A 24,341-nucleotide genomic window follows, 5' to 3' on the forward strand; every position below is an offset into this window, starting at 1 on the left:
TTTTAAAACGTATCTACGTTTCTGATTCCATAAACACAAATCCGATTAAACGAGCGTTCACTTGCTCGTGGTTTTTCTTCCATTTTCGCACTTCGTCCAATTTCACGGTTTTATGCTTTACGGCAAGCACCACGCCGTCACACTGGGCCGCCAGCATCAAGCTGTCCGTCGTCCACTCCGCAGCGGGCGAATCGATAAATACGAGGTCGTATTCGCCCGCGAGCTGACGCAAGGTCAGCCCCAGCGTTTCCGAGGCCAGCAGCTCCGTCGGATGCAATCCCGTAACTTCTCCCGCCGGAAGGACACTAAGCCCCTCGACATGGGTACGCACGACGGCATTTTTCAACGCCAGTTGTTCCGTCAAAAGGTTGGAAAGCCCTTCTTCGTTGGAGATGTGAAAATAGTGGTGCTGAACCGGTTCGCGAAGGTTGGCGTCGATCAGCAGGACCTGCTTGCCCGCTTGGGCGAAGGAGACGGCCAAGTTAGCCGTCAACTGCGATTTCCCTTCCCTGGGCTTAATTGAAGAAATCAAGATGATGTTCTTGGCTTCATTCGTGCGAAACGAATATTCCAGCTTCGTACGAATGGACTTGTAATCTTCGGAGGCTTGCGCCTTCGGATTTGTTAGCGTAATTAAAGCGGTATTAACTGAGCTTGGCATACGTCGGATCACCAACTTTTCGATTCATTGTTTTCGCTTCCCGCCGCTTCCAATCTTTCTTGGTCGTGACGGATACGTTGCCTAAGGGGATCAAGCCGAGCTCGGCTTCCAAGACAGCCGGGTTTTTGATCGTATCGTCAAGCGTTTCTCTTGCAATAATAAAACCTACCGACAGCAGCAGCGATACCACAAACGCTAACAGCACGTTGATCAGCAGCTTCGAAGCCGCCTTCGGCGCTTCGCCGTCTGCCGGCCCGTCCGGGAGAATGTAAATGTTGTGCACCTGCATAATGTTCGCAACCTGCGATTGGAACACTTTGGCGACGGCATTTACAATCTGATTGCCGTACTCATAAGAGCTTTGCGTAATGGAAATGGTCAGCAGCTGAGAGTCCTTGGACGAGCTCACCTTCAGCTTCTTGGACAAATCCTCGGAGGATAGCTTCAGATCGGGGTATTCGGATACCGTTTTGTTAAGCACCGTAGGAGATTTAATCAATTCCTTGAACGTGTTAATTAACAAGATGTTGGTATTGACCGCACCCAAGTCCAGTTTGTCTCCGCTGTTTACGATGAGCCTAACGGACGACTCGTAAGAAGGGGGAAGAATTTTATACGTGACATAGAACGAAGTCAAGCAAGCAATAAGCACAAATGAGACGATCCACAGCAGTTTCTTTCTCACTGCCCGGACATAATATACAAAATCCATACCCTACCTCCGAATGTTAGCTCTTATATGACCTCGGACAAGGCTCGGAACTGATGGTATTCTTGAGAATTTCCGATACCGATGCCCTCGTAATGATAACCAAGCTGGTTCATCATTCCGACCGACAGGAAGTTTCTGGTATCGAGTACATATTTATGATTCATACGGCTGCCCATATCGCTCCATTTCAGCAGGGCGTAATCTTCCCAATGCGTCAGCAGCACAATGGCATCCGCCTGGTCCGCCACCTCTTCCGCCGCATGGCAATACGTTACCGCCAGATTCGGGTTGAAGACATGGAACATCTCCATTCCTTGCGGATCATGCACCTTGACGCTCGCCCCTTGGTTGATCATGCCTCTGATGATGAAGCTTGCTTGCGTATGGCGCGTATCGTCCGTGTTGGGCTTGAACGTAAGGCCCAGAACGCCGATCGTCTTGCCGTAAAGCGTCCCTAACTTCTTCTTCACTTTTTCAACAATATACGCATGCATTTCCAAGTTCGATTCCATGGCGGCTTTCACCACATTGAGTTCGCGCCCATGCTTCCGGCTGGCAGCCAAAAACTCCGCCGTATCTTTCGGGAAACAGCTTCCGCTCCACCCGCTGGATACTTGCAAAAATTTGTTGCCGATCCGCGAATCCAAGCCCATACCTTTGGAGACGTCCAGCACGTTGGCTTGCATGGCCTCGCATAGACGGGCGACTTCGTTGATATAGCTGATTTTGACGGCCAAAAAGGCATTGGACGCGTATTTGATCATTTCGGCGCTGCGGGTATCCGTCTCAAAATAAACGGGCAGACCGCTCTCCCGCTGCGGGTTGAAGCCGAGCTGGCGAATAATTTCGTAAGGCTGCTCTAGGTCGACGAGCTTGCTGTACAACTCCCTCATGATCGTTCTTGCCCGTTCGTTCAAAGTCCCGATCACGATCCGGTCCGGCAAAAATACGTCTTCTACCGCATAGCCTTCTCTTAAAAATTCAGGATTGCTGATGATGCTGAAGTGGACGTTGCTTTTCAGCCCCGAATGCTCTTCGACGATGGCGCTGACATGCTCGGCCGTTCCGACGGGAACGGTCGATTTATTGACAATGACCGTATAACCGTCAGGCTTTATGTATTTGGCAATGTTGATAGCCGCTCCTTCGATATATTTCAGATCGGCGCTCCCGTCCGGTCTTGACGGCGTACCTACGCCAATAAACACGACGTCTGCTTCCGTTACCGCATCGTACTCGACCGAAGCGTTCAGCGTAACCCCGGCATACGTTTTAATCAAAGTGTCCAAGCCAGGCTCGAAGATCGGGCTCTTGCCTTCGTTAATCGCCTGCACCTTGGATTGATCGATATCAATGACGGTCGTCTGATAACCAAGCGCAGCAAAAGCCGCTCCGGTAACGCTGCCGACATAACCTGCTCCTATGCAAACAACTCTCATGGTTTGCCTCCTTATACGACGTTTTGTTTCATGTCAGCTTCATGTTTCGCCCGATAAGCGTCAATTGTTCGTAATAACCCCTCTTCCAATTCAATGATCGGTTCCCAATTCAGCAATCGCTTTGCTTTTTCGATATTGGGACGGCGAACTTTCGGATCGTCTACGGGTAGCTGGTGGAACGTAATGTTACTGTCGGTATTGGCTAATTTCTTTATCAACTGGGCCACTTCGAGAATTTGGTACTCTTTCGGATTGCCGATGTTAATAATTTCGCCTGTAGCCAGATCGCTCTCCATCATCATTTGCAGACCGCGAATATTGTCGTCTACATAACAAAAAGACCGGGTCTGCGTTCCGTCGCCATATACGGTCAAGTCTTCCCCGCGAATAGCCTGGGATACGAAATTCGAAATGACTCTTCCGTCATCGTTCCGCAAGCCGGCGGAATACGTATTGAAAATTCTCGCTACCTTCACTTCCACGCCATCGCGCTTATGGTATTCGTAGCAGTAAACCTCGCCGAGTCTCTTCGCTTCGTCATAGCAAGCGCGAGGGCCCCAAGTGTTCACATTGCCCCGGTATTCTTCAGGCTGAGGGTGCACCTCCGGATCGCCGTAGGCTTCGCTGGTGCTCGTGTACAGCATTTTCGCTTTCGTAGCCTTGGCCAGCTCCAGCATATTTTGAGTTCCCAGCGTATTCACCCGCATCGTGCCAATCGGATCGTTTTGGTAGAATTTGGGGGACGCAGGGGACGCTAAATGATAAATTTCGTCAACGTGTCCGATTTTCTCAAGCTCTGCCGAAACGTCTGCCGAAATATCCATTAACAAAAACTCGAAATGCGGATGGGTCAATTCCTGGTGCAAATTCGAGATTAATCCGGTAGACAGCACATCGATGCCGATGACATGGTGGTTTTGCTCAAGCAAGCTCCGCGTAAGATGAGAGCCGAGAAAGCCGGCCGCCCCGGTGATGACAATTCTTTTCATGACAATTCTCCTATTCTTAATGAGTATTGCTCTTAATCATGACACGAAGCGTGCCGAAAATGATTTTGGTATCCAACCAAAACGAAGCGCGTTTAATATAATACAGGTCATGGTGCAAATTTTCGTGAATCGGCTTTTTGCGGTCCTCGCTAATTTGCCAGAGCCCCGTAATTCCCGGTTTGACGGAGAAACGCCCGTTTTCTTTATCGGTATAGTATTCTTCAACAATAGACTTCTGCTCGGGACGCGGACCGATAAAGCTCATATCCCCTTTTAAAATGTTAAACAGCTGCGGCAGCTCGTCGAGACTCGTTTTGCGGATGAATCTTCCGACCTTGGTTATCCGGGGGTCCTGATCGCTCTCGGGAGACCTTCCTTCGCGGGCAACATGCGTATACATGGATCGGAACTTGTAAATGACAAAAGGCTTGCCGCCTTTCCCGATGCGGTTCTGCTTGAAAACGACCGGGCCCTCCGACTCTAACTTGATGAGAATGGCAACCATGATCAAGACCGGGAGCAAGAATAGGATAAAGGCAATGCTTAAAATCAGATCGATCGCTGTCTTTACATACTTTACATACAAGTCGGACGATTTGGTTATATCGTCTTCCACCGAGTCTTGGTAAGTCGCGGAGTCCAAAGTAAAATGCCCTCCTTACTTAAACAACAATCTTTTCAATTTTTAAATCTTTGGCGATGTCCTGTAAATACATCCCGAACTCTTCCGACAACTCCCGGTTTCTTAGCGCGTATTCAACGGTGGCCTTCAAAAAGCCAAGCTTGCTTCCCACGTCGTAAAGCGTTCCTTCATATATATAGCTGTAAATGGATTCCCGCACAGTCAACTCTTTTAAAGCGTCTGTAAGTTGGATTTCCCCGCCAACGCCAGGCGCTGTATGTTCCAAAATATCAAAAATGGTCGGACTCAAAATATATCTTCCCGAAATCGCCAGATTCGAAGGCGGATCTTGCTTCGGCTTCTCTACAAGATTGTGGACCAAATGCACACGGTCCTCGATACGTTCCGAGACAACTACCCCGTAATTTTGTACTTCGCTCCAAGGCACAGGCTCGACGGCAATCACCGAACCGCCCGTTTGATCATACACATCTATCATTTGTTTCAAGCAAGGCACGCTATGATCGATAATCATATCGCCGAGCAGCACCGCAAAAGGCTCATCCGCAATAAACTTTCTTGCACTCCAAATCGCATGGCCAAGGCCTAAAGCTTCTTTTTGCCTTACATAGTGAATATCTACCATATTCGTGATTTCTTTAACGATATGAAGAAGATCATTCTTTTGTTTGCCTTCGAGAGTGATTTCAAGTTCAAAGTTTTTGTCAAAATGATCCTCGATCGACTTTTTGCTGCGTCCGGTCACGATGATGATATCTTCGATTCCCGACTGGATCGCTTCTTCTACGATATATTGAATGGTAGGTTTGTCGACGATAGGCAGCATTTCTTTGGGCATGGCTTTCGTGGCCGGTAAAAAACGGGTACCCAGGCCGGCCGCCGGAATAACAGCCTTTCTAACTTTTTTCATGAAATCCACTCCATTATTTTTATATTGAAAAAATGTTGCCCGAGGCATCTAACCTCTCCTCACGTCACACTCTCGACGATCTACGTCTAAGGTTGAGCCAACCCACAGCATGACCGAGTACCTCCGTTGATAACGGTAAGGAGATATCACCGAAAATGAAAGCCGTTGAAAATGTTGATACGTATTGTAACATTTATGGTTCTAATTTATAATACATTTTGTATCAAGTCAATTGTTATTTTTTCACCATTTTCATGTTTTTATTTTGTTGAGGAGTGATTTCGATGCAATACGACACCAGGATTGCGGCTTTGCGGGATAAGAGCGGCTTCACGCAAGAGGAGCTGGCGGATCTGCTTGGAATATCGCGGGCGTCCTTGTCACACTATGAAAAAAACCGCAGAAAACCGGACTTTCAAACCTTGACAAGACTAGCGGATTTTTTTAAAGTAACAATAGATTACTTAATTGGGCGACCTCCCCAGTGGTTTTTTCAAACCGAAATTCGGGAATTCGTCGATTGGAATCAGCTTGATAACGAAGAGATGTTTCGCTTGTTCGATCTGCGTTGGGATGGCCATCTTTTAACCGAAGCCGAGACCAAAAAAATGATAGACCTCGCGCTGCAACCGCGAGTCTTGAAGCAATGATACCGGCCATTCTGTTACACTTGTCGTCCATGTCCAACTCCATAAAAAAAAGGACGGGGAATATGTATCTACTAGCCGCTAAGACGATGATTCCGTTCTTGTTGCTCACTAGTCTGGTTACGAATTCTGAATTAAACTCTCCTTCGATTATCGAAAAGCCGGCGCCCGAGCGAAAGGTCGCGTCCCTCTTGGGGGGCGGCAATTTCACCAACGAAGCGGCGCATTCTACGAACGACCTGACTTACATGCGCAAATTAAATATAGGCTGGGCACGACTTAATCTATACCCCCAGTACTATTACAGCAAGCAGACCCCCAAGACCGACTCGATTGAGAAAGTCATATCGGACATGTACAGCCATAAGATCACGCCCATGATTTTGTTCGAATATTACGGAAGCTATGAGAAAAAAGGCATTCCCATCGGAGATTATTCGAAATGGTTTTCCATTGGACAAGCCTATGCGGAAACTTATCGGCCGGGGGGAACGTGGGCTGCGGAGCGTGGCATCAAAGATTGGGGAGTTACGGTATTTTCTGCTTTTAACGAACCCGATGTCGAAAGAACCATTCCTTTTGAGAAATACTATCAGGCTTTAAAGGGATTAGCCGACGGCGTGCATTCCGTCGATCCCGATCTCAAGGTCATTCCGGGCGGGTTCAGCTCTCAGAACGCCTTCTCCGACTGGTCCTTGAAAGGTTATGGTCCCGCCATCGCCGAGCTGTTGAATAACGGGACCTTGGACGGACTCGACCTGCATACGTACTATGACGATAAATACGCTCCGATTCTGGGAACTTACAAGAACTCGGCGCAGAACAATTTTGACCAAATCAAAAAAAGGCTCGGCCTGACCCGGGATATTCATTTTTATTCGACGGAGTTCAATGTCAAGCAAAGCAAGCCGCCGCACAGCGCGCAAACGGAAGAATATTTGGCCAAGCAGTTTCTAACCGCCATTTGGGACAACCTTGGGGTTGTGAAGAACGACGGCCATACTCCCGCCACTCAATTCGCCATGCCGTGGAGTCTGCTGCAGACCGGACAAGAAGACAAGCTCTACGGGATGCGGACGGAGCACGAAGGGAGTGCTTCTCTGACCGTTTCCCGGACGAAGGTGCTGCAGCTGGTGACGGAAGTGACGGCAGACGCCTCGTTTGAATATCTCGATCCGAAGAAAAAGGGAGAATACGTTTTGACAAGCCCCGGCAAGAAAATATGGGTCTGGCAAAACGTTAAAGGCTGGAGCAACCGTACGGGATCTGCTTATCAAATCGATAATATCCCTAGCGGAGCCAAAGAACTGGCCGTCTACCGGTGGAACGGGTTGAACGAAGTCATCCCTCTTGATGATAGTAAGCGCACGGTCACGTTGAACAATTTGAATCAAGACGAAACCTATATGTTTGTTGCGCGATAACCGCTTCATGAATAAAACAGACGTCCTGAAAATTGCTTTCATCATTTCAGAACGTCTGTTTTTACTTTTTGCTCAATCGCCTGGCTTCCGGCTCAAAATATATTGCACCGAGTCTCCGGCGGGTAAATTCACCTGAAATTCGGCCCAGGGCGAAGCTTTAACCTGCACCTGCTGAACGGCATCGCGGTACGTCTCTCCCGGACCGATCCGTTCTCCGTGATAGTCGCCTTTCAAGGGCATTCTCACCCGGACGCGCACCGATTGCGGCGAATCTTCGAAGTTGACGAAATTGACAAGCAGCTTATCGGAGGTTGCTCCGGAACCGGGAAGCGGTGCCAAATAACTGGTGTCTACCGCACGTACATACACTTTTTTATCATTGGTTTCCGAACGGTTCACGATTTCAAAGCTGAGCGGTTTACCGTGGGTCGCATAAGCCAAGGCCAAACGTCTGAAAATCTTGACCCTGCTGTCCTGATTGCCGGGAAACGAATAGCTGCGCGTAGTTGCCGGGTCGTGTGATTTGAAGTCAAAATCTTGGCGGAACAGTTCATAGTTCTTATAGAATGCCGCGTGCTGGATAAAAATATCGCTGAAGCCGATATGGGCTCTTAAAATACGATCGAACACCGCCGCTTGCTTCTGGCCGGCGCCATATGCAGGAGGGTCCAGATGGGTGTTGGTCGTTCCGACTTCCGTGTTTAGCATTTTTTTGGGAAGACCGTCCTCATCCGAGCCTAGTGTCCGCAGGTTTTCAACAAAGCTTCCTCCTTCGTTATCCGCATAAGACGTACCGTAAGCATGACCGTTCGTAAGATCCGTAAGATCCTCCAGCTCTTTTCTTTGCACCGAGTCCCGCTCCCAGCCGTACGGTTCGCCTCCCGTAGATTTATAAGACCATCCCGGTGAAACAATCTGCAGATGGGGGCTGTAGATCGACCGGTGCTCGGACAGCCATTGGGCCACGGCGACATTGACGGCTTTGGAGCGCTCAAACAGGCCGGGCTCATTATCCACCTCGTAATATTGAATGTACCGGCCATACTGCTTGAGAAAGTCCGTCAGCTTCGCTCTGGCTTCAGCCGGCAAGCCTCCGTCCGGATCGAGCGTTATATTTTTGGTGTAAAGATACAGCGCAACGGCACCTGTGTTGTACTCCTTTAACGCAGCATAGTAATTTTTCATGTCCGAGCAAGAATTTCCGACATTCGAAAAACATCCTGCGCGTACGATGTTTCCACTATATGCGATGCCTAGCCATTTTAGAACATAAGGCAAATGCCGCGTGGCCGCCGTATCGAAGTAATAATCGTTCGAAGCGACCCCGGTCCCCATTTGGATATAGCGGCCGTGCACCGGTTCATTGGCAGGCTCCGTCAGCGATTCCAGCTCCAAATAGTCCCACGACCAATATAATTGAGGGTCTTCTTTATCGGAACAATAAAGGCAGCGCTCGGCCCCCAGCTTAAGCTCATTCTGCCCCTGCTTCAGCTGCTCCTTGGGAATATACAGCTCATAAAGCTTTTTATACTTATAAGGGCTCTTCTCGCCGATTCCGGCGATCTGAATCATACCGGACAACGTCCCGTTCGAGAAAACCGACATTTGAGGCACGGCTTTGGAGGCGGACAGAACTCTGACCTTGAAATTCACGCCATGCTCGGGAACTTTGCTTAACGAATAATGAATGGATAAATTGCGTGTGATCGAGGCGTCCAGCCCTGCGGGGAAATCGCTCCATACCGCTTGAGACGTTCCTTGTTTCACCTGGTACTGGAGCTTATCCGCGGTTAGATTGGCGGCGAACTCCTGCTTCGAGTCGTCCTCCACCCCGATTCTCCAAATGCGGGGGTCTTGCTCGGGCCATTGCAGCGTAAATCCGGACAGTAGCAGCAATCCTGCAAGGATTAGCATGATGCCTGCTTTTTTTAACATGAATCCCTCCGTACCGGTCCAAATTCGATTTATAGCTGAATATCAATATGCGCCGAGCCTATCGGGGCTTCGAAGAGATGATAGCTCTCGCGAACCTTCCGGCAGTCCGCCACATGCTTGATCAGCCATCTCCAAGCGGATTCGGTCTCGGGCCCCAGATGAAGCTCCACATTATAGACAAGCTCCGAATCGTTCATTCGGTTCACGCCATCAACCCGGCCTTCCAAAGCAACCACCTGATCCGATGTCGAAAGCTCAATTCCGATCACCAGCTCCGTTTGCAGAGGCAGCAGCAAGGTCGAAGCGAACGAAATTCGGTGTTCCTCCATCACAATAATACGAATAGGAGCAAACTTAGTAATAACCGGCGTGCGGTTTAATTGTTTAATGGTCATTAAAGCGTGGCCTGCAAATGACGGATCCATTTCAAAAGCAGGATCGGCAAGTTCATAATTGGTAATCAATTCGGGCCCTCCTTCGCTTCTTCGTGTTCAACTGATACAATTCGGATGAAATTTCCGGGTAATGTTTTATATACTTAAATTTATGTTACAATATGTATCGTTGTCAAGTTGATATATGAAAAAAGCCGCCGAAGAGTTTTTTCGGCAGCTTCCAGCCTATAACGTTTGCACGACTTTCCAAGTTTTTCCCCAATCCGTCGAAATTTGCAATTGATTGTTCAGCGAACGAAGCAATATATTTCCCAGTACAATTTTGGAAGCGTAATTGGATCGGCCGATGCCGGTCCCCAGTTTGATTTGAGACACCTCCAGCATGGTCAAGCTGGTATCCAGGGACGGATAATTTAAGAACGAGGCGCGGTTCATTTCGGTTCCCAGCTCGTAGATGGAAAAAGCGCTGTACTCTCCTTCAATTACAATCGGCGGCCCGGAATGCGGCCCGCGGACGGTATTATTTTCGAATGTGAATTGACTGGACTGGGCTCTTTGCTGCTTCAAGATCCCAAGCGCATCCGTGCCTGAATTGGCAAGAAACGAACAGCCTCTGACCGCCATGTTCGTTTTATCGAAGGCACGGAGTGCCCACACATGTTTATAGCCTTCAAAATCAATTCCATCGAAGATGATGTTCGCCGTCCCGCCGATGGCGCCGGTTACCAGGTCTTTGCCTATAATCACGATTCCCAAGTTATCGTCGGGCGCGGTCAACCCGAAGCCGGCCGATAATTGTCCGCCCCAAAAGTGGAACCCGCCCGAAGCCGGAGAAATATGGACAGCCGCTTTCGTTCCGCCTAACCAGCAGTTATAAAATTGAAGATCGTTGCCGCTTTGAAAGCCCGATCTCAGGTTCAAAGCAACGGTATTCCAGTTATACTGCGCCCGCAGATTGAAAAAGACCGAGCCGAAGCAGTTGTTGATTAAATCAAAGGCAATGGGAAATCCGTCCGATTGTACGTTGCGCACCTCAAATTGGCGGATGCCGTTTAATTTCACGCCGGCGGTTACCCCCTGCGGCTGCTTCACAGGCCCAAGAAAATAGATGTCCCGGAGAAAACCTCCCAAACTTTGGTTATTCATATTGGCTCCGGGTCCTATTAAAATGCAGTCATAATCCGTGCTTAACGTTTTAATGACGGTATTGGTCCCTCCGGCTCCATAGATCATGACGTTGCTTCCCTTCGCGATCAACGGCCCCGAAGTCTGATAAGTTCCCGGAGGAACGTAGCAGGGAAGCTTTTTCTGAATGGCTGCCGCAAACGCCGCATTGAGCGCGTTGGTCGAATCGTATTTCGCATTTTCTTCTATCGGAGTTGCACCATAATCTCTCGCATTCACGATCATTGTCGTTAAATCGCCCACCGTATGCTCCGCTCCTTTTTTTCTGCTATTTCATTCCCATTCATTTTATTCTCGCACTGGTCTTTTGGCTTGGACGATGCACTAGACTAGGCCGTCAACTCCAACGACAAAAAGGAGCTAATCCAAAGTCTTTGCAGACCTTGAGGAACAGCCCCTGATGGGTGATTACTTATAAACATTGAACTCATGAATCGACCAGAAAACGCCGGCTTGCCCGGTTTGAACGATTCTCACATATCTCGCGGTTTGCGGCGGGAAGCGAACCGTTGTCACAATGCTGCCTGCACCGGAGGCTATAGGCGCACCCCACTGCTCTCCGTCATTGGACACGTACACCTGGTAGCCTCTAGGGAAGTCAAGCACGGAGCTCCCCGCATCCATCACGATTTTGGAAAATGTTTTCCGGGCCCCCATATCCACTTGAAAACGTTCGCCGCCTGCCTGACGCGCTCCCGTATCCCATCGGGTGAACATCTTATTGTCGATCGCAAATTGATGATTCGTGCCGGTTCCCGAGCTTTTCCAGCCATCCCTATCCAGCGAATCGCAAAATACGTAAAGATCATCAACGCTCCACGGACTTCCGCCCGTATTGACGATTTTGATATACCTGGCCTTTTGTTGAGGCATCGTTATGGTCGTGATCGGGCCTCCTGTGCCCGATTGAACAGGATTCCCCCAAGCAGCGCCATCCGTTGAGACGTACAAGCTGTAATTTTGCGGGTGAGCATTCGGCCTACGGGAAGCGTCCAGCACGATTCGGTCAAACTTTTGCAGCTCTCCCATGTCTGCCACAATCGTTTGCGTTCCGGCGAATTCCAAGCTGTCGCTTTGCTCATGCAAGGCGGCCAACGATCTTCGTCCGGCATTTACCCCCGAGATGGTCCAGCCCGTTCGGTCCAACGAACTGCTGTACACATTCAATTCGTGCACGGACCAGAACGTGGGAGCTCTGCCGGTTTGGACGACTTTTAGATATCTGGCTGTCTGCGGAAAAGGAAGCTCCATTGCTGTTATAACGCTTCCCTCCCCTTGGGATACGGGCTTCCCCCAATTGCTGCCATCGCTCGAAACATACATTTCGTATTGGCGCGGGTAATCATGAGGCGAGGCTTCGGTGTCCAGCACCACTTTATCGAATGTCCGCTTCGACTGCATATCGATAGTGAAGTATTGTCCCTCTTCCTGAGGTGCTCCCGTATCAAACCGCGTCGCGGGCGAGCCGTCCAGCATCTCCTGTCCGCCTGGTTTTCCTGTCGAAGTCGTAACCGTCCAGCCGCTTCGGTCCAAAGCCACCGAAGACGAAGGAATGATTTCCATAGGCTGAGTGCGCCCGCCGGCCCCGTTCGTTCCGACAGCTTGAACGGCATAATAATACACGGTATCGTTTTTCACCGTGATATCCTTGAAGGAATTGGCAACCAGCCGGGATGCGACGGCTTCGTAAGGTCCTTCCGGGGCTGTCGAACGAAGCACGTTGTAAGAAACGGCCCCTTCCGACTCCAGCCAAGTTAGCTCAACGTTTTTATAGCCGACCGATTGGTTTAAAATCACGAATGCCTCAGGAAGCGAGGTTCCTTTTTCCTCCAATATATATTGCACCGATTCGCCGGGACCTAAATTGACCGATAAGCTTATGGCGGGGTTCGCAGCTAAGCCCGTGACATAAGTTCTGGCGGCTTCATATGTATCTCCTACACCGATGCGGTCACCCTCGTATACGGCTTGCTTAGGCATCACAATTCGGGCGCTGACGGTCTGCGGCGACGATTCAAAGTTTACAAAATTAACCAATATTTTGTTTGATGCTGCGCCGCTTCCGGGGAGCGGCTTTAACGTCGACGTATCCACTGCCCGGACATACACCTTTTTTCCTTTGAGCGATTCGCGGTTGTTGAGCGTATATGACAGCGGCTTTCCATGCGTAGCGTAGGCGAGCGCGATTCTCCGCATCGTTTTCACACGGGAATCCTGCCCCTCGTCATGGTAAAAAATTTCCGTCTTCGCCGGGTTATGCGTCTTCATGCTCGAAAAGTCCGTTTTGAACAAGGAGTAATCCTGAAAAAACGCCGCATGCTGCGTGAAATAGTCGGCGAAACCAACGTGGGCTCTCGCATTGCGGTCAAACACGGCTGCTTTGCTGGCCGCTCCTTCTCCGACCACAGGGTCGGTCAAATCATCCTTCGTGCCAAATTCGGTAGCGAACATCGGCTTCGCAAGACCGCTGGCTCCGACACCCACCGATTTTATATTTTCTACGAGACTGCCGCCCGTGTTATTGGCATAGGAAGTCCCGTAGGCATGCCCGTTCGTGAAGTCCGTCAAGTCTTCGACGGCTTTTCTTTGCTTCGGGTCCCGCTCCCATCCGGCGGGAATGCCGCGTTTATCGTCGTAGGCCCATCCGGGAGAGACGATTTTCAGATGCGGGGCGAGCGCAGCGCGATGATTCTTCAACCACCGGGCAATTGCGATATCGACATCTCTGGAGCGGTTGAACAACCCCGGCTCGTTGTCGACCTCGTAAAACTGGATTTTCGAGCCGTAGCTTTTGAGGTAGTCGGAAAGGACGTTTTGTGCCTCCAACGGAAGACTGCCGTCCGGATTGAGCGTAATATTGCCAGTATAAAGATGCAGCGCAATCGCGCCGGTATTCAACTGGCGGAGCTTGTCCAAGTAATTGGACATGGCCGAACAGGAATTGCCGACGTTCGAGGCGCATACCGTTCGAACGTAGTTGCCGCTATAAGCGATTCCCAGCCATTTGAGAATATAAGGCAGGTGATTGACCGCGCCCTGATCGTAATAAGCCTGATTATTTTTCACATTCGTACCGAGATGAACGTATGAGCCGTGAATTGGCTCCGCAGCCGGCGCTTCCAGCGCTTCCAGCTTCATGTAATCCCATACCCACCACAAATAAGGATCTTCGTTGGCCGTGCAGTACAGACACCGGCTGGCCTCCAAGGTAATCGTATTTTGCCCGGGCTGAAGCATCTCCTTGGGGATATACAATTCATAGACTTTACTGTAGGAGACGGCGCTTGTCGTCCCTCCTACCCCTGCAATTTGAATCATTCCGGCAAACATTTGGTTGGAGTAAACAGCCAGCTGCGGAACATATTTATGGGCATCCAAAATTTTAAAGGAAAATTTAACGCCGTTGGGAGGAATTTGGGCCAGTGGATAGGCCAGCGTCATGACGGGGTTTTGGCTACGGTTCAAGCCTTTCGGTATGGTGCTCCAATCCGTTCTGCTCCGCCAGTCTTCCGGAACCGGAACTTCCTTGGCGCTGCCTGCTGGATAACCGGCAAATTCGGCGCTGGATTGATCCGCCTTTCCAATCATCCATAAGACCGAGTCGGCCGCACGGGCGATACCGCTTACATGGGGCCCGAGGTACAAGAGAAACAGTGCAAGAAACAACAGGATCGGGAATTTAATACGGTAAAAGTCCACCCCAAATTACCTCATTCCGATGTCATATTTTGTCGGTTTTTGCCTCCAATGGTTTCCATTTTACCATGTGGTTGGCAGTTGACAACATCCGACAAAATGCATAGGAACAAGCTGCAAACTCATGACTTTTCGCCTATCCGTTCGGTTACACAATGCGGCTTGCAGCATATAAACGTCGAAAAAAAATCCCCGGATTCTCCAAATCCGGAAAATCCGAGGAAGGGATTACAAATGCCAATCGACATCGGTTTTAACGACTTTCGCCGGTACGCCGGCTACGACCGAACGCGGAGGCACATCATGAGCCACGACGGAACCAGCAGCTATAATCGCGCCGTCGCCGATCGTAACGCCTTTCAAGATCGTGGCTTTGCAGCCGATCCATACATGATCGCCGATGATGACCGGCTTCGTATTCGGCCGCCCGTCCATAATCGTATGGTAATCCGTGTCCATGATCGAAACGTCCCAGGAGATAGCGCAATGACTGCCGACACGGATATGTTGTTTGCACATGAATTCGGTTCTCCGGTTGATAAACGTTTTGTCGCCGATTTCAACCGTCGCTCCGGGAGCGTCCAGGTAAAAGCCGACCCCCGCATGCAGCAGCACATGATCGCCTATGACGAGATTCGTATTTTTTAATTCCGAGCGGTGCACCTTTCCGCATACCCTAAACATTTTCCCGCATTTTTGCACATGTCTGCGAAACAATAACCCTAGAAAAAGTCTGTAGGCATATCGTACATACTCGTAAAATGCCCGTTTTTCCTTGACATTCCCCATCGAATCAGTTCCCCGTATTATAAAATTTGTTTGCTGCATAATGATACTTTTTGTATATTATATTATATTTTTGTTCCAAATTGTAGAGTGAATTTCACCACATCTTGCCAGCGCAAAAAAAGGACCTGCTACGTTCGTAGCGGTCCTTTGTTCCCGTTATATGCCATGAAAGTTACACAAACCCGAGCCGTTCGTACGTTTTCCCAAGCACGCCCGCCGCATCGCCTTTGAGCCATTGATCGATGACGGTGTAGTACACGGAGCGGAAATCGACCTGATATTTCAGATCGCCGTTATCGAGGTTCGTCAAGCTCGGCATCACGCCGTACAGCCCTCCCTTGATTTTGCCGCCGAGCACAAAGACGGGAGCCGCGGTTCCGTGGTCTGTGCCTCCGTTGCCGTTCTCTTTCACCCGCCGGCCGAATTCCGAAAAAGCCATCGTCGCGACGCGATTCTCAAGACCTTGCGCTTCCAGGTCCTCGTAGAAGGCGCCGAGCGCTTCGTCCAGCTGCTTCAGCAGCCGCGCATGCAGCTCTTTCTCCTCGACGTGATCGTCGAAGCCGCCGAGTTGCAAATAAAAGACGCGCGTGCCAGACTTGCCTGCGAGCATTTTGACGACTAACTGAAGGTCTCTGGCAATGGCCGACTTCGGATACTCCACCTTCGCCTGGTATCCGCCCCCAAGCTGGTGCACCGCATCGACGCTGTCATAAGCGTCCCGGCCGCGCTCGCAGGTTACGCGGATGACGGTACCTTGCCGCTTCGGATCGTACATATCGAGGAACGCCTTGGCGAGCCGATTTTGCTCGGTTTTCGGCATTTTCGGGTCCAAGAAGGAGTACGTCTCAAGCGACTGGATGACCGGCACATTGACCCTTTCCGCTTGAAACGCCAGCCCGCCCGCGCCGCTGCCGATCTGCAGCGCCTTCAGCGGATTGCCGTTCCGGCTTAGTGACGTTGCCGCATACCGGCCGAGCCAGCCGGTGCGTCCCATCTTCTCCGGCTCCGCCGTCTGCCATATTTCCATCGAGCGAAAATGGGAATGATCCGGCTTCGGGTAGCCGACGCCCTGAACGATCGCGAGCTTGCCTCTTTGGTACAAAGCGTGCAGCCGGGTCAGACTCGGATGCAGCCCGACCTGGTTGTCGATAGTCAGCACCTCGCCCTGGGTCAATCCCAGCGTCGGCCGCGCGTCGAAATAGCCGCCCATTCCATAGGGGATAAGCGTATTGAGCCCGTCGTTGCCGCCCGACAGCTGAATGACGACGAGCGCGGACGAATCGGAGCCGCCGTGATCCGCCTCTTGCGACCGGAGCAGCGAGCCGTTCTCGGCGAAAATCATCGGTCCCCCGAGTCCGAGCGTCGCCAGCAGGGCCGTGCCCTTGATTAGAAAGTCTCTTCTCGTCAGCTTCATCGGCGTCACCCCTCCTATTTCATCTGCGCTTCCGGACTGATCAGCACAAGCTGGAGCAGGCCGCGCATCCCGTTCGTCTTCTGGACGGCATGGATGAACGTTTCATCCGCATAATTCGCCAGCACCGCAGACGTCTGCTCTCCCAGCTCCCGGACCCCGACGTTCAGGCCGAACTGCTTCACCCACTGCTGCGGGGACGCGGAAGCCTCCAGCATGTAATCCTTCGCGCTAAAGTGGCCTTGGTTCAGCCGCTTGACGGCCGATTCCGCAAACTGGCAGCGCGCCAGCAGGTTGGCGGTCGTCAGCCAGGCCGTCCCGCCGCGCCAGCCGGCGACATTGGGCGGAAGGTAAAGCTCCTGCCCTATCTTGCGCAGCGCCTGCGCGTAGCCTCTGGCGACCGGCAGCTCCAGCGCTTTGGCGATGCCGGCAACGTATTCTACCGGCGACTTGACCAGACTCCCCCGCAGCTCCGGCGCGTAGAAGGCATCGGAGAGAAACAGCGACCGCAGCGTATCGCCGATGTGGAAGCTTTTCGCGAACACCGCCGCCACCCCGTTCACCCACTCGTCCGACGGCTCGGCCGCCGCGAACCAAGTGAGCAGCTTTCGCGCTACCCAACGCGGGAGCGCTTGCTGCTCGAACAGCACCTCAACGAAGCCGTCCGCATCGAGAGGGCCGGTATATCCGAGCACCGTCTTGATGCCGTCGTCATGCTGCTTGGCGTTGAAGTTGACTTGGTCCGTCTTTTTATCGTAGCTCCATCCGGTTAGCGCCCGCGCCGCTTCCTTCACGTCCTCTTCCGTATAGTTTCCGATCCCGAGCGTGAACAGCTCCATCGCCTCTCTGGCGTAGTTTTCGTTCGGCTTGCCCTTGCGGCTGTTATTCGTATCCAAATACACCATCATCGCCGGATCTTTGCCAATCTCCCGCACCAGATCGCGAAAGCTTCCAAGCGCGTGACTGCGCAGCAGCCCGTTCTGCCGCACAATTAACGGCATCTCTCGGACCTTCTGGTACGAGGTGGTAAAATGGCCGTGCCAGAACAGCGTCATTTTTTCGATTAAAGGAGCTTGCGTGTAGATCATCCGGTACAGCCAATAGGTCTGCTGATCGGCGATCTGCTCTTGGTCCAGCGCTTTGCCGTCGGCGGTGATCCGCTCGATCGGCTCCGGCGAGAACGTCCGGCCTGTCAGCGATTCTCCGGCGACGAGCCGCCGCACGGTCTCATCCTTCCCGAGCTGGACCGCCGCATTCACTTCCTGCCTCCCGGGAAAAAACGTCGCCCGGCTGAGCAAATGCGCCGCTTCCTTTTCCGTCCATTGTGCACTCATCCGCAGCACCGCCCTGCATGTCTTTATTCCTAATAATTGTTATTATATAGGACAAATGTTACAAAAGTATTTGCCTGATCATTCCAAATAAGAAAAACTTCTATCGAAGTCTATTCATGGATGAGCGACCGCGGTTTAGCGGAAGTTTTTCTTGTGATATAGAATTTGTTCAGCTTCGCTGAAAATTTATAAATTCTATATCGTTCAAAAAAAGCGCAAACAAAAAAACGCTTCAAATCGAAGCGTCCGTTCGGTACAATATAATGAAGTTTCGAATCCGCTTCGAATTCAAAGCCACTCGTCGGATTCGGCCGCAGCCAAGAGGTGATTCGCATGCGCTCTGATCTGATCATACGGGAACTGCCGATCGTCAAACAAGTGTTCCCATATAAAGTACTGCCGCAAAAAAGTCCTTCCCAGTTTTATTCCCACTATCACGATGACGTGTTCGAGATTCTTCTGGTGCAGCAGGGAAGCGCCGAATTCCGCATTGGCGGGCAGCGGCTGACGGCCGTGCCCAGCGATATTTTCCTGATCAACGAAGGAGAAATTCACGAAGGCGGCACGCTGGACGACGGGGCGGAATACTGCGCGTTTCTGTTCGACCGGACCCGGATCGTTCATTCGCACGTCGCCCATTCCGATTACGCTGCCTCCTTAACCGAGCCGTTGTCCGTACCAGTGCATCTGAGCCCTGCAGACGCGCATTACGAATCCGTCGCGACCCTGCTTCACCGCATTGCGGACGAGTACGAGCGCAAGGAGACCGGCTTCGAGGTCGTTATCCAATCGTACATCACCGTGCTGATTACCGTGCTGACCCGTCTCTACGCAAGTCCCGGCCGCAGCGATCAAGGAGAGGCCGCAGGCAAACGCAAGCTGGAGAAGCTGAAGGAAGTGCTCACCTTCGTCGAAACGCATTACCGGGAAAAATTAACGATCGAACGCGCCGCACAAGTGGCCAACATGAGCAACCACCACTTCTGCCGCGTGTTCCGCGCAGCCGTCGGGAGAACGTTCATGGAATATGTCCACCTGCTGCGCATCAACAAGGCGGAAGAACTCATTCGCGATACGGACTGGTCCATGACGACGATTGCCGAGGAAGTCGGCATTTGCGATGTGAATTATTTCGGACGGCTGTTTCGCAAATACAAGCGCTGCAGTCCGGCCCAGCTCCGCAAACACCGTTACGCCGGTCAGCCGCCGGGTTGACCGGCCGGAGCCTTCCATCCGTATGTCACGATAAACGAAACTGCTCCAAGTCAGCGATATAGCCGGGAATTCGCTCCTCCACCGCAGCTTTGTCGCCATAGCGCAGCATCGCTTCCTCTGTCATCTCGCGCTCCAACAGCCCGATATGGTCGCAGGTCAGATCCAGCAGCATCAGAAATTGTTCCACGCGCAGCGCGTAGACCATCTCGGGATCGCCCTGCGCATACCCATCGAGAAATCCGTCAGCGAATGCCCGGAGCAAAGGCCGGTACTGGTCAAACCGGTGGCGCTCGTACCGCGGAGAGCGGTGAAACGTCGGAAACAACGTATTGAAATTGTTCAACACGTTGCCGGCAAACGCGAGGCCATCATAGACGATCGGCACCGGATCGATCAAGCGGACCCCCGCTTCGCTAATAATGAGATTTTCCGGGGATACGTCCCGGTTCGTCAAGCTTAACCCAGTCGCACGCCGCAAGCGGAACGGCACGATTTCATCCAGCATTCGCTTCGTGCCCGAGGCTTCGCTGCCATATCCCGCACACTGCAGCCGTTCCCACGACTCCAAGTAGCCCTCCGTATCGTCTGCCCAATACGCACGAAAATCCTGTTGATGATCGACGACCAGTTTTCCGTCCTTCCAGTCCAGAAACCCGAACCCTTCCAGCTCGACGCTCACCCGATCCATGTTCCGGAAAAATTGCCCGCACTGCGCTCCCCACCGGACCGCTTCGGCTTCGTCCGCTGCCGCGAGCGACATCACAGGCCCGCTGTAGGTTTCGATCGTAAAGCTAAGCTCCGGACTGACGTAGTATGTATAATATGGAGGGCAAATGCCCTCGCTCACCCTGTTCGCCAACCGGTAGTACAATCCTCGGCCGCCATATTCGGCTCTCAGCTCCCGTTCGTTATACACAAACGGCTTCCCGTAGGAAAAAGGCTTCGGAAACCGCGCCACCAACGGCCCGGTTTCCGTCGTAGAGATCAGGTAAGCCTCATGCCATGCGCCTTCCGCCAAATACGAAACCTGCAGCCCGTTTTTTCCGAGCCCCGCCAGCTCAAGCGCAGCTTCGATTCTTACCTTGATTCCCGCCTTCACTACAGCTCCTCCTTACAGCCGGACCGGCTGCCCTTGTGCTGCGGATTCGTAGGCGGCGAGGGCAACGGCTGCGACTTTCATCCCGTCTTCGCCCGTAATCGGGACCGGCTTGCCGTGACGCAGCGCCTCGACGAACGATCGAACCAAATACTCGTCCATATTGTCTCCCCAGTAGCTCCACTCCCCTTTGCCCGCCTGAACACTGTACACATCGTTCTTCTGGGCAAACGCATCGACAGAGAGCACTCCGCGCGTACCGACGATTTCCATCGTCACATCCCCCCACGTCGGGAAGCTCCGGTTGCGCGACCAGCTCGGGTCCAAGACGGCGAAAACACCGTTATCGAACTTGACGTGCACCATACCGGCGTCGTCGATATCCTGCTCCTGAAACACCGTCGTCGCATAGGCGTATACTTCCTGCACATCCGCGCCGAGAAACCAATGCATCAAGTCCATCACATGCACCGTATGGTCCAGCACCGCGCCTCCACCGGACAGCGCCTTATCGGCGAACCATCCGCCCGGAAAGCTGCCGCGGTTCGTGCCCTTGATCGCCACGATCTCGCCGATCTCGCCGCGCTCGACCGCTTGCTTCGCTTGCACGACGGCCGGCAAATAGCGGCACGGAAAGGCGGTCATCAGTTGGACGCCGTTTTCCTTGCAGGCAGCAATCATCTCTTCCATCTCCCGCTTAGAGATGCCAAGCGGCTTCTCGCACAGGACGTGCTTCCCGGCTTGCGCCGCAGCGATGGTCAGCTCCGCATGCCGGACATTTTCCGAGCAGATGACGACGGCATCGATATCCTTCGAAAGCAGCTCCCGGTAATCTTCAAAATAAGGGATACCGTGCTTCTCCGTCACGGCCTCCACGCGGGATTTCACTTCGTCCGCGATTCCTGCCACTTCGACCTCGGGCATGGAAACGAGCGAGTTCAAGTAGCTGAACGCATGACCATGCGCGAAGCTGATCATTCCTATTTTTAATTTGTTCATCGTAGCGTTCCTCCTCACGTGGAATTAGAGATGCACGGCAGCGCCCGTTTTGGCGGATTCAATGGCGGCAAGCGCAATTTCAACCGCCTTGTACGCATCGTTCGGCGTCACGATCGACTCGCGGTTTTCGCGGATGCACCGGACGAAATGGCGCAGCTCGTAATAATACGGATCGTGATAGCCCGGGCTGCCCGGCACTTCCACGGCGGCAGGGCCGTCCTGACCCTCGGACGTCCGGACCATTTGCAGCGACTGCGCCTCCAGGCTGCTGTTGCGCACGATGCCATCCGATCCGGCGATTTCCGCTTTCGTATGGAACGGTCCGGGATACCCCCAGAACGCTTCCAGATTGGCGACAGCCCCTTGCTGGAAAACAAGCGTCGCCAACGCATAATCCATCTCTTGATCGCGCCGGTTAAGCGCATACACGGATTTCACTTCGCCGAGCGCCCAACGCATAAAGTCGATATCGTGAACCATCAGGTCGAGGATCACGCCGCCGCTTTGCTCGAAATTGCCGAACCATTCTTTCACCTTCGCCGGGTGGCTGCCGGACCGTTTTGCATGCGCTACTCCGAGCTTGCCCAGCTCTCCCGCTTCGACCTTCCGCTTGATATCGGCATACTCCGGGAAGAAGCGGACGACATGACCTACGAACAAACGGACGTCCGCCTGCTTGCAGGCGCGAATCATTTCCGCCGCATCCTCCAGCGTCAAAGCCATCGGCTTCTCACACACGACGTGCGCGCCAAGCGCCGCCGTCTTCACCGTATATTCTTTATGTAAATAAGTAGGCAGCGCAATGCTGACCAGATCGGGCTTAACGGCGGACATCATTTCCTCATAAGAAGCAAAAGCGCGGCAGTTCGTTTCATCCGCCAGCCGCTCAGCAAGATGAACCTCGATATCGCATACTCCGACCAGCTCAACTTCAGGCATGGACGCATAATGGATAGCATGAATCCGCCCCATTCCCCCGCAACCAACGACGACGACTTTCATGAATAACCCTCCTTGACGGTATTCCGAAGCTGTTCGGATGCTTCCGATTATAACCTACGGGAAGCGCGCCGTCTCGGCATGGAATTGCTCATTTTTAGCACGATATTGATCGTTTCTCTCAAAACAGCGAAGGAACGGGTCAAAAGCTTAAGGCTTCGTTCTTATATACGTTGGCGGGTGAACCTTATCGATCATTAGCAGGCCGTCGAATTGTTCCCGCGGAATCATACTTTCCGGCATCATCCCCCAATCGAGCGAGACGCGGGGCTGGAACATCCACGAGGTTCCCTTCTTGTTTTTCCAATATTTCATATCGACAAATGCATACGGATGTCCGGCTTGTTTCAAAATGTGTTCCATGCTGCCAGGCTCGTGCGTACCGATCTTGTACGTTTGCCCCATATTGTTGGCGGCCTCGCCTTCATACATGTACAGGCCGATCGTATAGCTTTGCTTCTTCAGCCTGTCAGGCATGAGTTCCCCCATGAGCTTCACTCCGGAGTACGGAGAGTTCATGACCTGCGAATTGTTTTTGCGGATGTGGTCATTATGGCCCCAGACGATGATTTTCTTGTTCGGATATATATGATCTGCGAGCCAAGTCAAGTTGTCTGCCATCATTTCGTCGCGAATGCGCATCGTTTGCAGAAAAGGCTCGTAATCCCCTTGCTCCGTAGCGGTATTGCTGCGAATAACAGCCTCCGTGTACTCCTTCACGACACGAATCCGGTCGTCCATGACCCGCTGCGTCATTTCGAGCAAATGGCTGTTTTTCGGATACTGCGCTTGCAGCTCGGCCGCATGGTTCCCCAGAAAAGCTTTCATATCTTCGTAGGTTTTGAGCAGTTGAGGCTTCGCCCGGGCGTAAGCGGCAGCATCCTTGCTCTCGCTCCAGTCGGCAAGCTCTTCCTCGGCCTTGACAAACGCATCGGCCAACCCGGCATCCTTCGTTCCGATCCATTCTTTCATAAACGAAGCGTAAGGGAATTGAACCTGCATATCGAAGCCGCTGACCGCAAGCGGACGCTCCGTACCCGCGCTTTGCTTAATATAGTCGAATAAAGGTAGCGTCTCCTTGCTCCACCATACCCCAAAGATCGCATCCTTCATCAGTTCTTCCGGCGACCGGGACTCGACGCGGGCATAGGCGCCCGCCGCATTCCCCATCCCCGATTCAAAAGCGATCACATCAAAGCCGAGCTCCTCGTGCAAATATTGAATCAGCCGGGTTTTCACCTGATTGTACTCCGCGACGCCGTGGGAATTTTCCCCTAAATAGACGATCCGCTTATCCATCAAAAGCGGCTTTAGAAAGGATAAATCTTTCAATTGCCCTTTCTCTATCGAACCGTTCGTTACCATTTCCGGCTCAATCGATTCGAGCGCGTACGCATGGGACTTCACCCAGTTCCCCCATGCGAGATTATAGTCTTCTACCGAGCCCCTAAGCGGTGCTTTCGCTTCCGTCGCTTCCTTGACTTCAGCATGCACTCCCTGCGGGAGCAGGCAGGTCGCTGCCACCGCAGCAATAACGGCTTGCTTCATTGTCCATTTCAGCTTGTGCATTATTCGTTCTCCTTTTGTCTGGTACGTTGGTGTAGAAACCGCCATTCGCCCTATGCGGTCACTGGCTTCCATCCTATCAACCGCAGGTTAAAATCGAGAACGATTTTTGTTTAAATTTTGGTTAAAAACTGACGCATCCTTGCAAAAAAAAGAAGCTCCCTGCTTGGAGCAAGGAGCTTGTTCAGACAGAATTATAGAGGTAACGAAGGGGTGGGGTATCTACTTCCGGTCGGCTGTTGTCTGCAGGAAATTTTTATTTTAAGCCGCTTAACAGCGGGTATTTCCCGCAGACA

The 24,341-nt window shown here is 52.1% G+C and carries 20 protein-coding genes; 3 read left to right on the forward strand and 17 right to left on the reverse strand.

Going from position 1 to position 24,341, the window contains the following annotated elements; translation table 11 throughout:
- Nucleotides 1-13: 13 nt before the first annotated feature.
- From ET33_RS22560 to galU, 6 genes are read right to left on the reverse strand one after another with little or no spacing between them, the layout of a single operon-like run.
- Nucleotides 14-661, reverse strand: a complete 648-nt coding sequence (locus ET33_RS22560; protein WP_051775527.1) for a CpsD/CapB family tyrosine-protein kinase — start codon at nucleotides 659-661, stop codon at nucleotides 14-16.
- On the reverse strand, nucleotides 645-1,373 hold the full coding sequence (locus ET33_RS22565) for a YveK family protein (protein ID WP_036687040.1): 729 nt from the start codon (nucleotides 1,371-1,373) through the stop codon (nucleotides 645-647). Before ET33_RS22565 ends, ET33_RS22560 begins: the two co-directional genes overlap by 17 nt.
- 23 nt (nucleotides 1,374-1,396) lie before the next feature.
- Nucleotides 1,397-2,812: a UDP-glucose dehydrogenase family protein gene (locus tag ET33_RS22570; protein ID WP_036687045.1), complete on the reverse strand. Its 1,416-nt coding sequence runs from the start codon at nucleotides 2,810-2,812 to the stop codon at nucleotides 1,397-1,399.
- An 11-nt stretch (nucleotides 2,813-2,823) separates the two neighbouring features.
- Nucleotides 2,824-3,801 carry a UDP-glucuronic acid decarboxylase family protein gene (locus ET33_RS22575; protein WP_036687050.1) on the reverse strand — a complete coding sequence of 326 codons (978 nt, stop codon included), beginning with the start codon at nucleotides 3,799-3,801 and terminating at the stop codon, nucleotides 2,824-2,826.
- A gap of 16 nt (nucleotides 3,802-3,817) precedes the next feature.
- A complete protein-coding gene (locus ET33_RS22580; RefSeq protein WP_036687054.1) occupies nucleotides 3,818-4,444 on the reverse strand; it encodes a sugar transferase in 627 nt (208 codons plus the stop codon).
- A 19-nt stretch (nucleotides 4,445-4,463) separates the two neighbouring features.
- A complete protein-coding gene (gene galU, locus ET33_RS22585) occupies nucleotides 4,464-5,354 on the reverse strand; it encodes a UTP--glucose-1-phosphate uridylyltransferase GalU (protein ID WP_036687184.1) in 891 nt (296 codons plus the stop codon).
- 284 nt (nucleotides 5,355-5,638) lie between these two features.
- On the opposite strand from galU, the gene ET33_RS22590 reads away from it, so the two are divergent.
- Both ET33_RS22590 and ET33_RS22595 read left to right on the forward strand, forming a co-directional pair.
- Nucleotides 5,639-6,004: a helix-turn-helix domain-containing protein gene (locus tag ET33_RS22590; RefSeq protein ID WP_036687066.1), complete on the forward strand. Its 366-nt coding sequence runs from the start codon at nucleotides 5,639-5,641 to the stop codon at nucleotides 6,002-6,004.
- A 62-nt stretch (nucleotides 6,005-6,066) separates the two neighbouring features.
- On the forward strand, nucleotides 6,067-7,425 hold the full coding sequence (locus ET33_RS22595) for a glycoside hydrolase family protein (protein WP_051775528.1): 1,359 nt from the start codon (nucleotides 6,067-6,069) through the stop codon (nucleotides 7,423-7,425).
- Between the two features lie 72 nt (nucleotides 7,426-7,497).
- Here ET33_RS22595 and ET33_RS22600 read toward each other — a convergent pair whose 3' ends face one another.
- The 7 genes from ET33_RS22600 to ET33_RS22630 form a co-directional block, all read right to left on the reverse strand.
- A complete protein-coding gene (locus ET33_RS22600; protein WP_036687190.1) occupies nucleotides 7,498-9,360 on the reverse strand; it encodes a polysaccharide lyase family protein in 1,863 nt (620 codons plus the stop codon).
- 29 nt (nucleotides 9,361-9,389) lie between these two features.
- Complete coding sequence (locus tag ET33_RS22605) at nucleotides 9,390-9,824, reverse strand: hypothetical protein (RefSeq protein ID WP_036687068.1); 435 nt, start codon at nucleotides 9,822-9,824, stop codon at nucleotides 9,390-9,392.
- Nucleotides 9,825-9,980: 156 nt separating this feature from the next.
- Complete coding sequence (locus ET33_RS22610; protein ID WP_036687072.1) at nucleotides 9,981-11,183, reverse strand: glycosyl hydrolase family 28-related protein; 1,203 nt, start codon at nucleotides 11,181-11,183, stop codon at nucleotides 9,981-9,983.
- 165 nt (nucleotides 11,184-11,348) lie between these two features.
- A complete protein-coding gene (locus ET33_RS36610; RefSeq protein ID WP_051775529.1) occupies nucleotides 11,349-14,639 on the reverse strand; it encodes a discoidin domain-containing protein in 3,291 nt (1,096 codons plus the stop codon).
- A gap of 225 nt (nucleotides 14,640-14,864) precedes the next feature.
- A complete protein-coding gene (locus ET33_RS22620) occupies nucleotides 14,865-15,299 on the reverse strand; it encodes an acyltransferase (protein WP_374701647.1) in 435 nt (144 codons plus the stop codon).
- A 298-nt stretch (nucleotides 15,300-15,597) separates the two neighbouring features.
- Nucleotides 15,598-16,839, reverse strand: a complete 1,242-nt coding sequence (locus ET33_RS22625; RefSeq protein WP_036687076.1) for a DUF1501 domain-containing protein — start codon at nucleotides 16,837-16,839, stop codon at nucleotides 15,598-15,600.
- Between the two features lie 14 nt (nucleotides 16,840-16,853).
- Entirely contained in the window at nucleotides 16,854-18,170 is a 1,317-nt protein-coding gene (locus ET33_RS22630) for a DUF1800 domain-containing protein (RefSeq protein ID WP_036687079.1), read from the reverse strand.
- 333 nt (nucleotides 18,171-18,503) lie between these two features.
- Between ET33_RS22630 and ET33_RS22640 the strand changes: the two genes are divergently transcribed.
- Nucleotides 18,504-19,385 (forward strand): AraC family transcriptional regulator, encoded by an 882-nt coding sequence (locus ET33_RS22640; RefSeq protein ID WP_036687085.1) that lies wholly within the window; start codon nucleotides 18,504-18,506, stop codon nucleotides 19,383-19,385.
- Nucleotides 19,386-19,410: 25 nt separating this feature from the next.
- Here the strand turns inward: ET33_RS22640 and ET33_RS22645 are convergent, their stop codons facing one another.
- The 4 genes from ET33_RS22645 to ET33_RS22660 form a co-directional block, all read right to left on the reverse strand.
- Nucleotides 19,411-20,484, reverse strand: coding sequence for a hypothetical protein (locus tag ET33_RS22645; RefSeq protein WP_235206791.1), 1,074 nt, complete (start codon nucleotides 20,482-20,484; stop codon nucleotides 19,411-19,413).
- A gap of 12 nt (nucleotides 20,485-20,496) precedes the next feature.
- A complete protein-coding gene (locus ET33_RS22650; protein ID WP_036687095.1) occupies nucleotides 20,497-21,480 on the reverse strand; it encodes a Gfo/Idh/MocA family protein in 984 nt (327 codons plus the stop codon).
- Nucleotides 21,481-21,504: 24 nt separating this feature from the next.
- Nucleotides 21,505-22,482 carry a Gfo/Idh/MocA family protein gene (locus tag ET33_RS22655; protein ID WP_036687112.1) on the reverse strand — a complete coding sequence of 326 codons (978 nt, stop codon included), beginning with the start codon at nucleotides 22,480-22,482 and terminating at the stop codon, nucleotides 21,505-21,507.
- Nucleotides 22,483-22,629: 147 nt separating this feature from the next.
- Nucleotides 22,630-24,048: an erythromycin esterase family protein gene (locus tag ET33_RS22660; protein ID WP_036687117.1), complete on the reverse strand. Its 1,419-nt coding sequence runs from the start codon at nucleotides 24,046-24,048 to the stop codon at nucleotides 22,630-22,632.
- Nucleotides 24,049-24,341 lie beyond the last annotated feature (293 nt).

It is taken from the genome of Paenibacillus tyrphae (genome assembly GCF_000722545.1).
In the GTDB taxonomy this organism is placed as follows: Bacteria; Bacillota; Bacilli; order Paenibacillales; family NBRC-103111; genus Paenibacillus_G; species Paenibacillus_G tyrfis.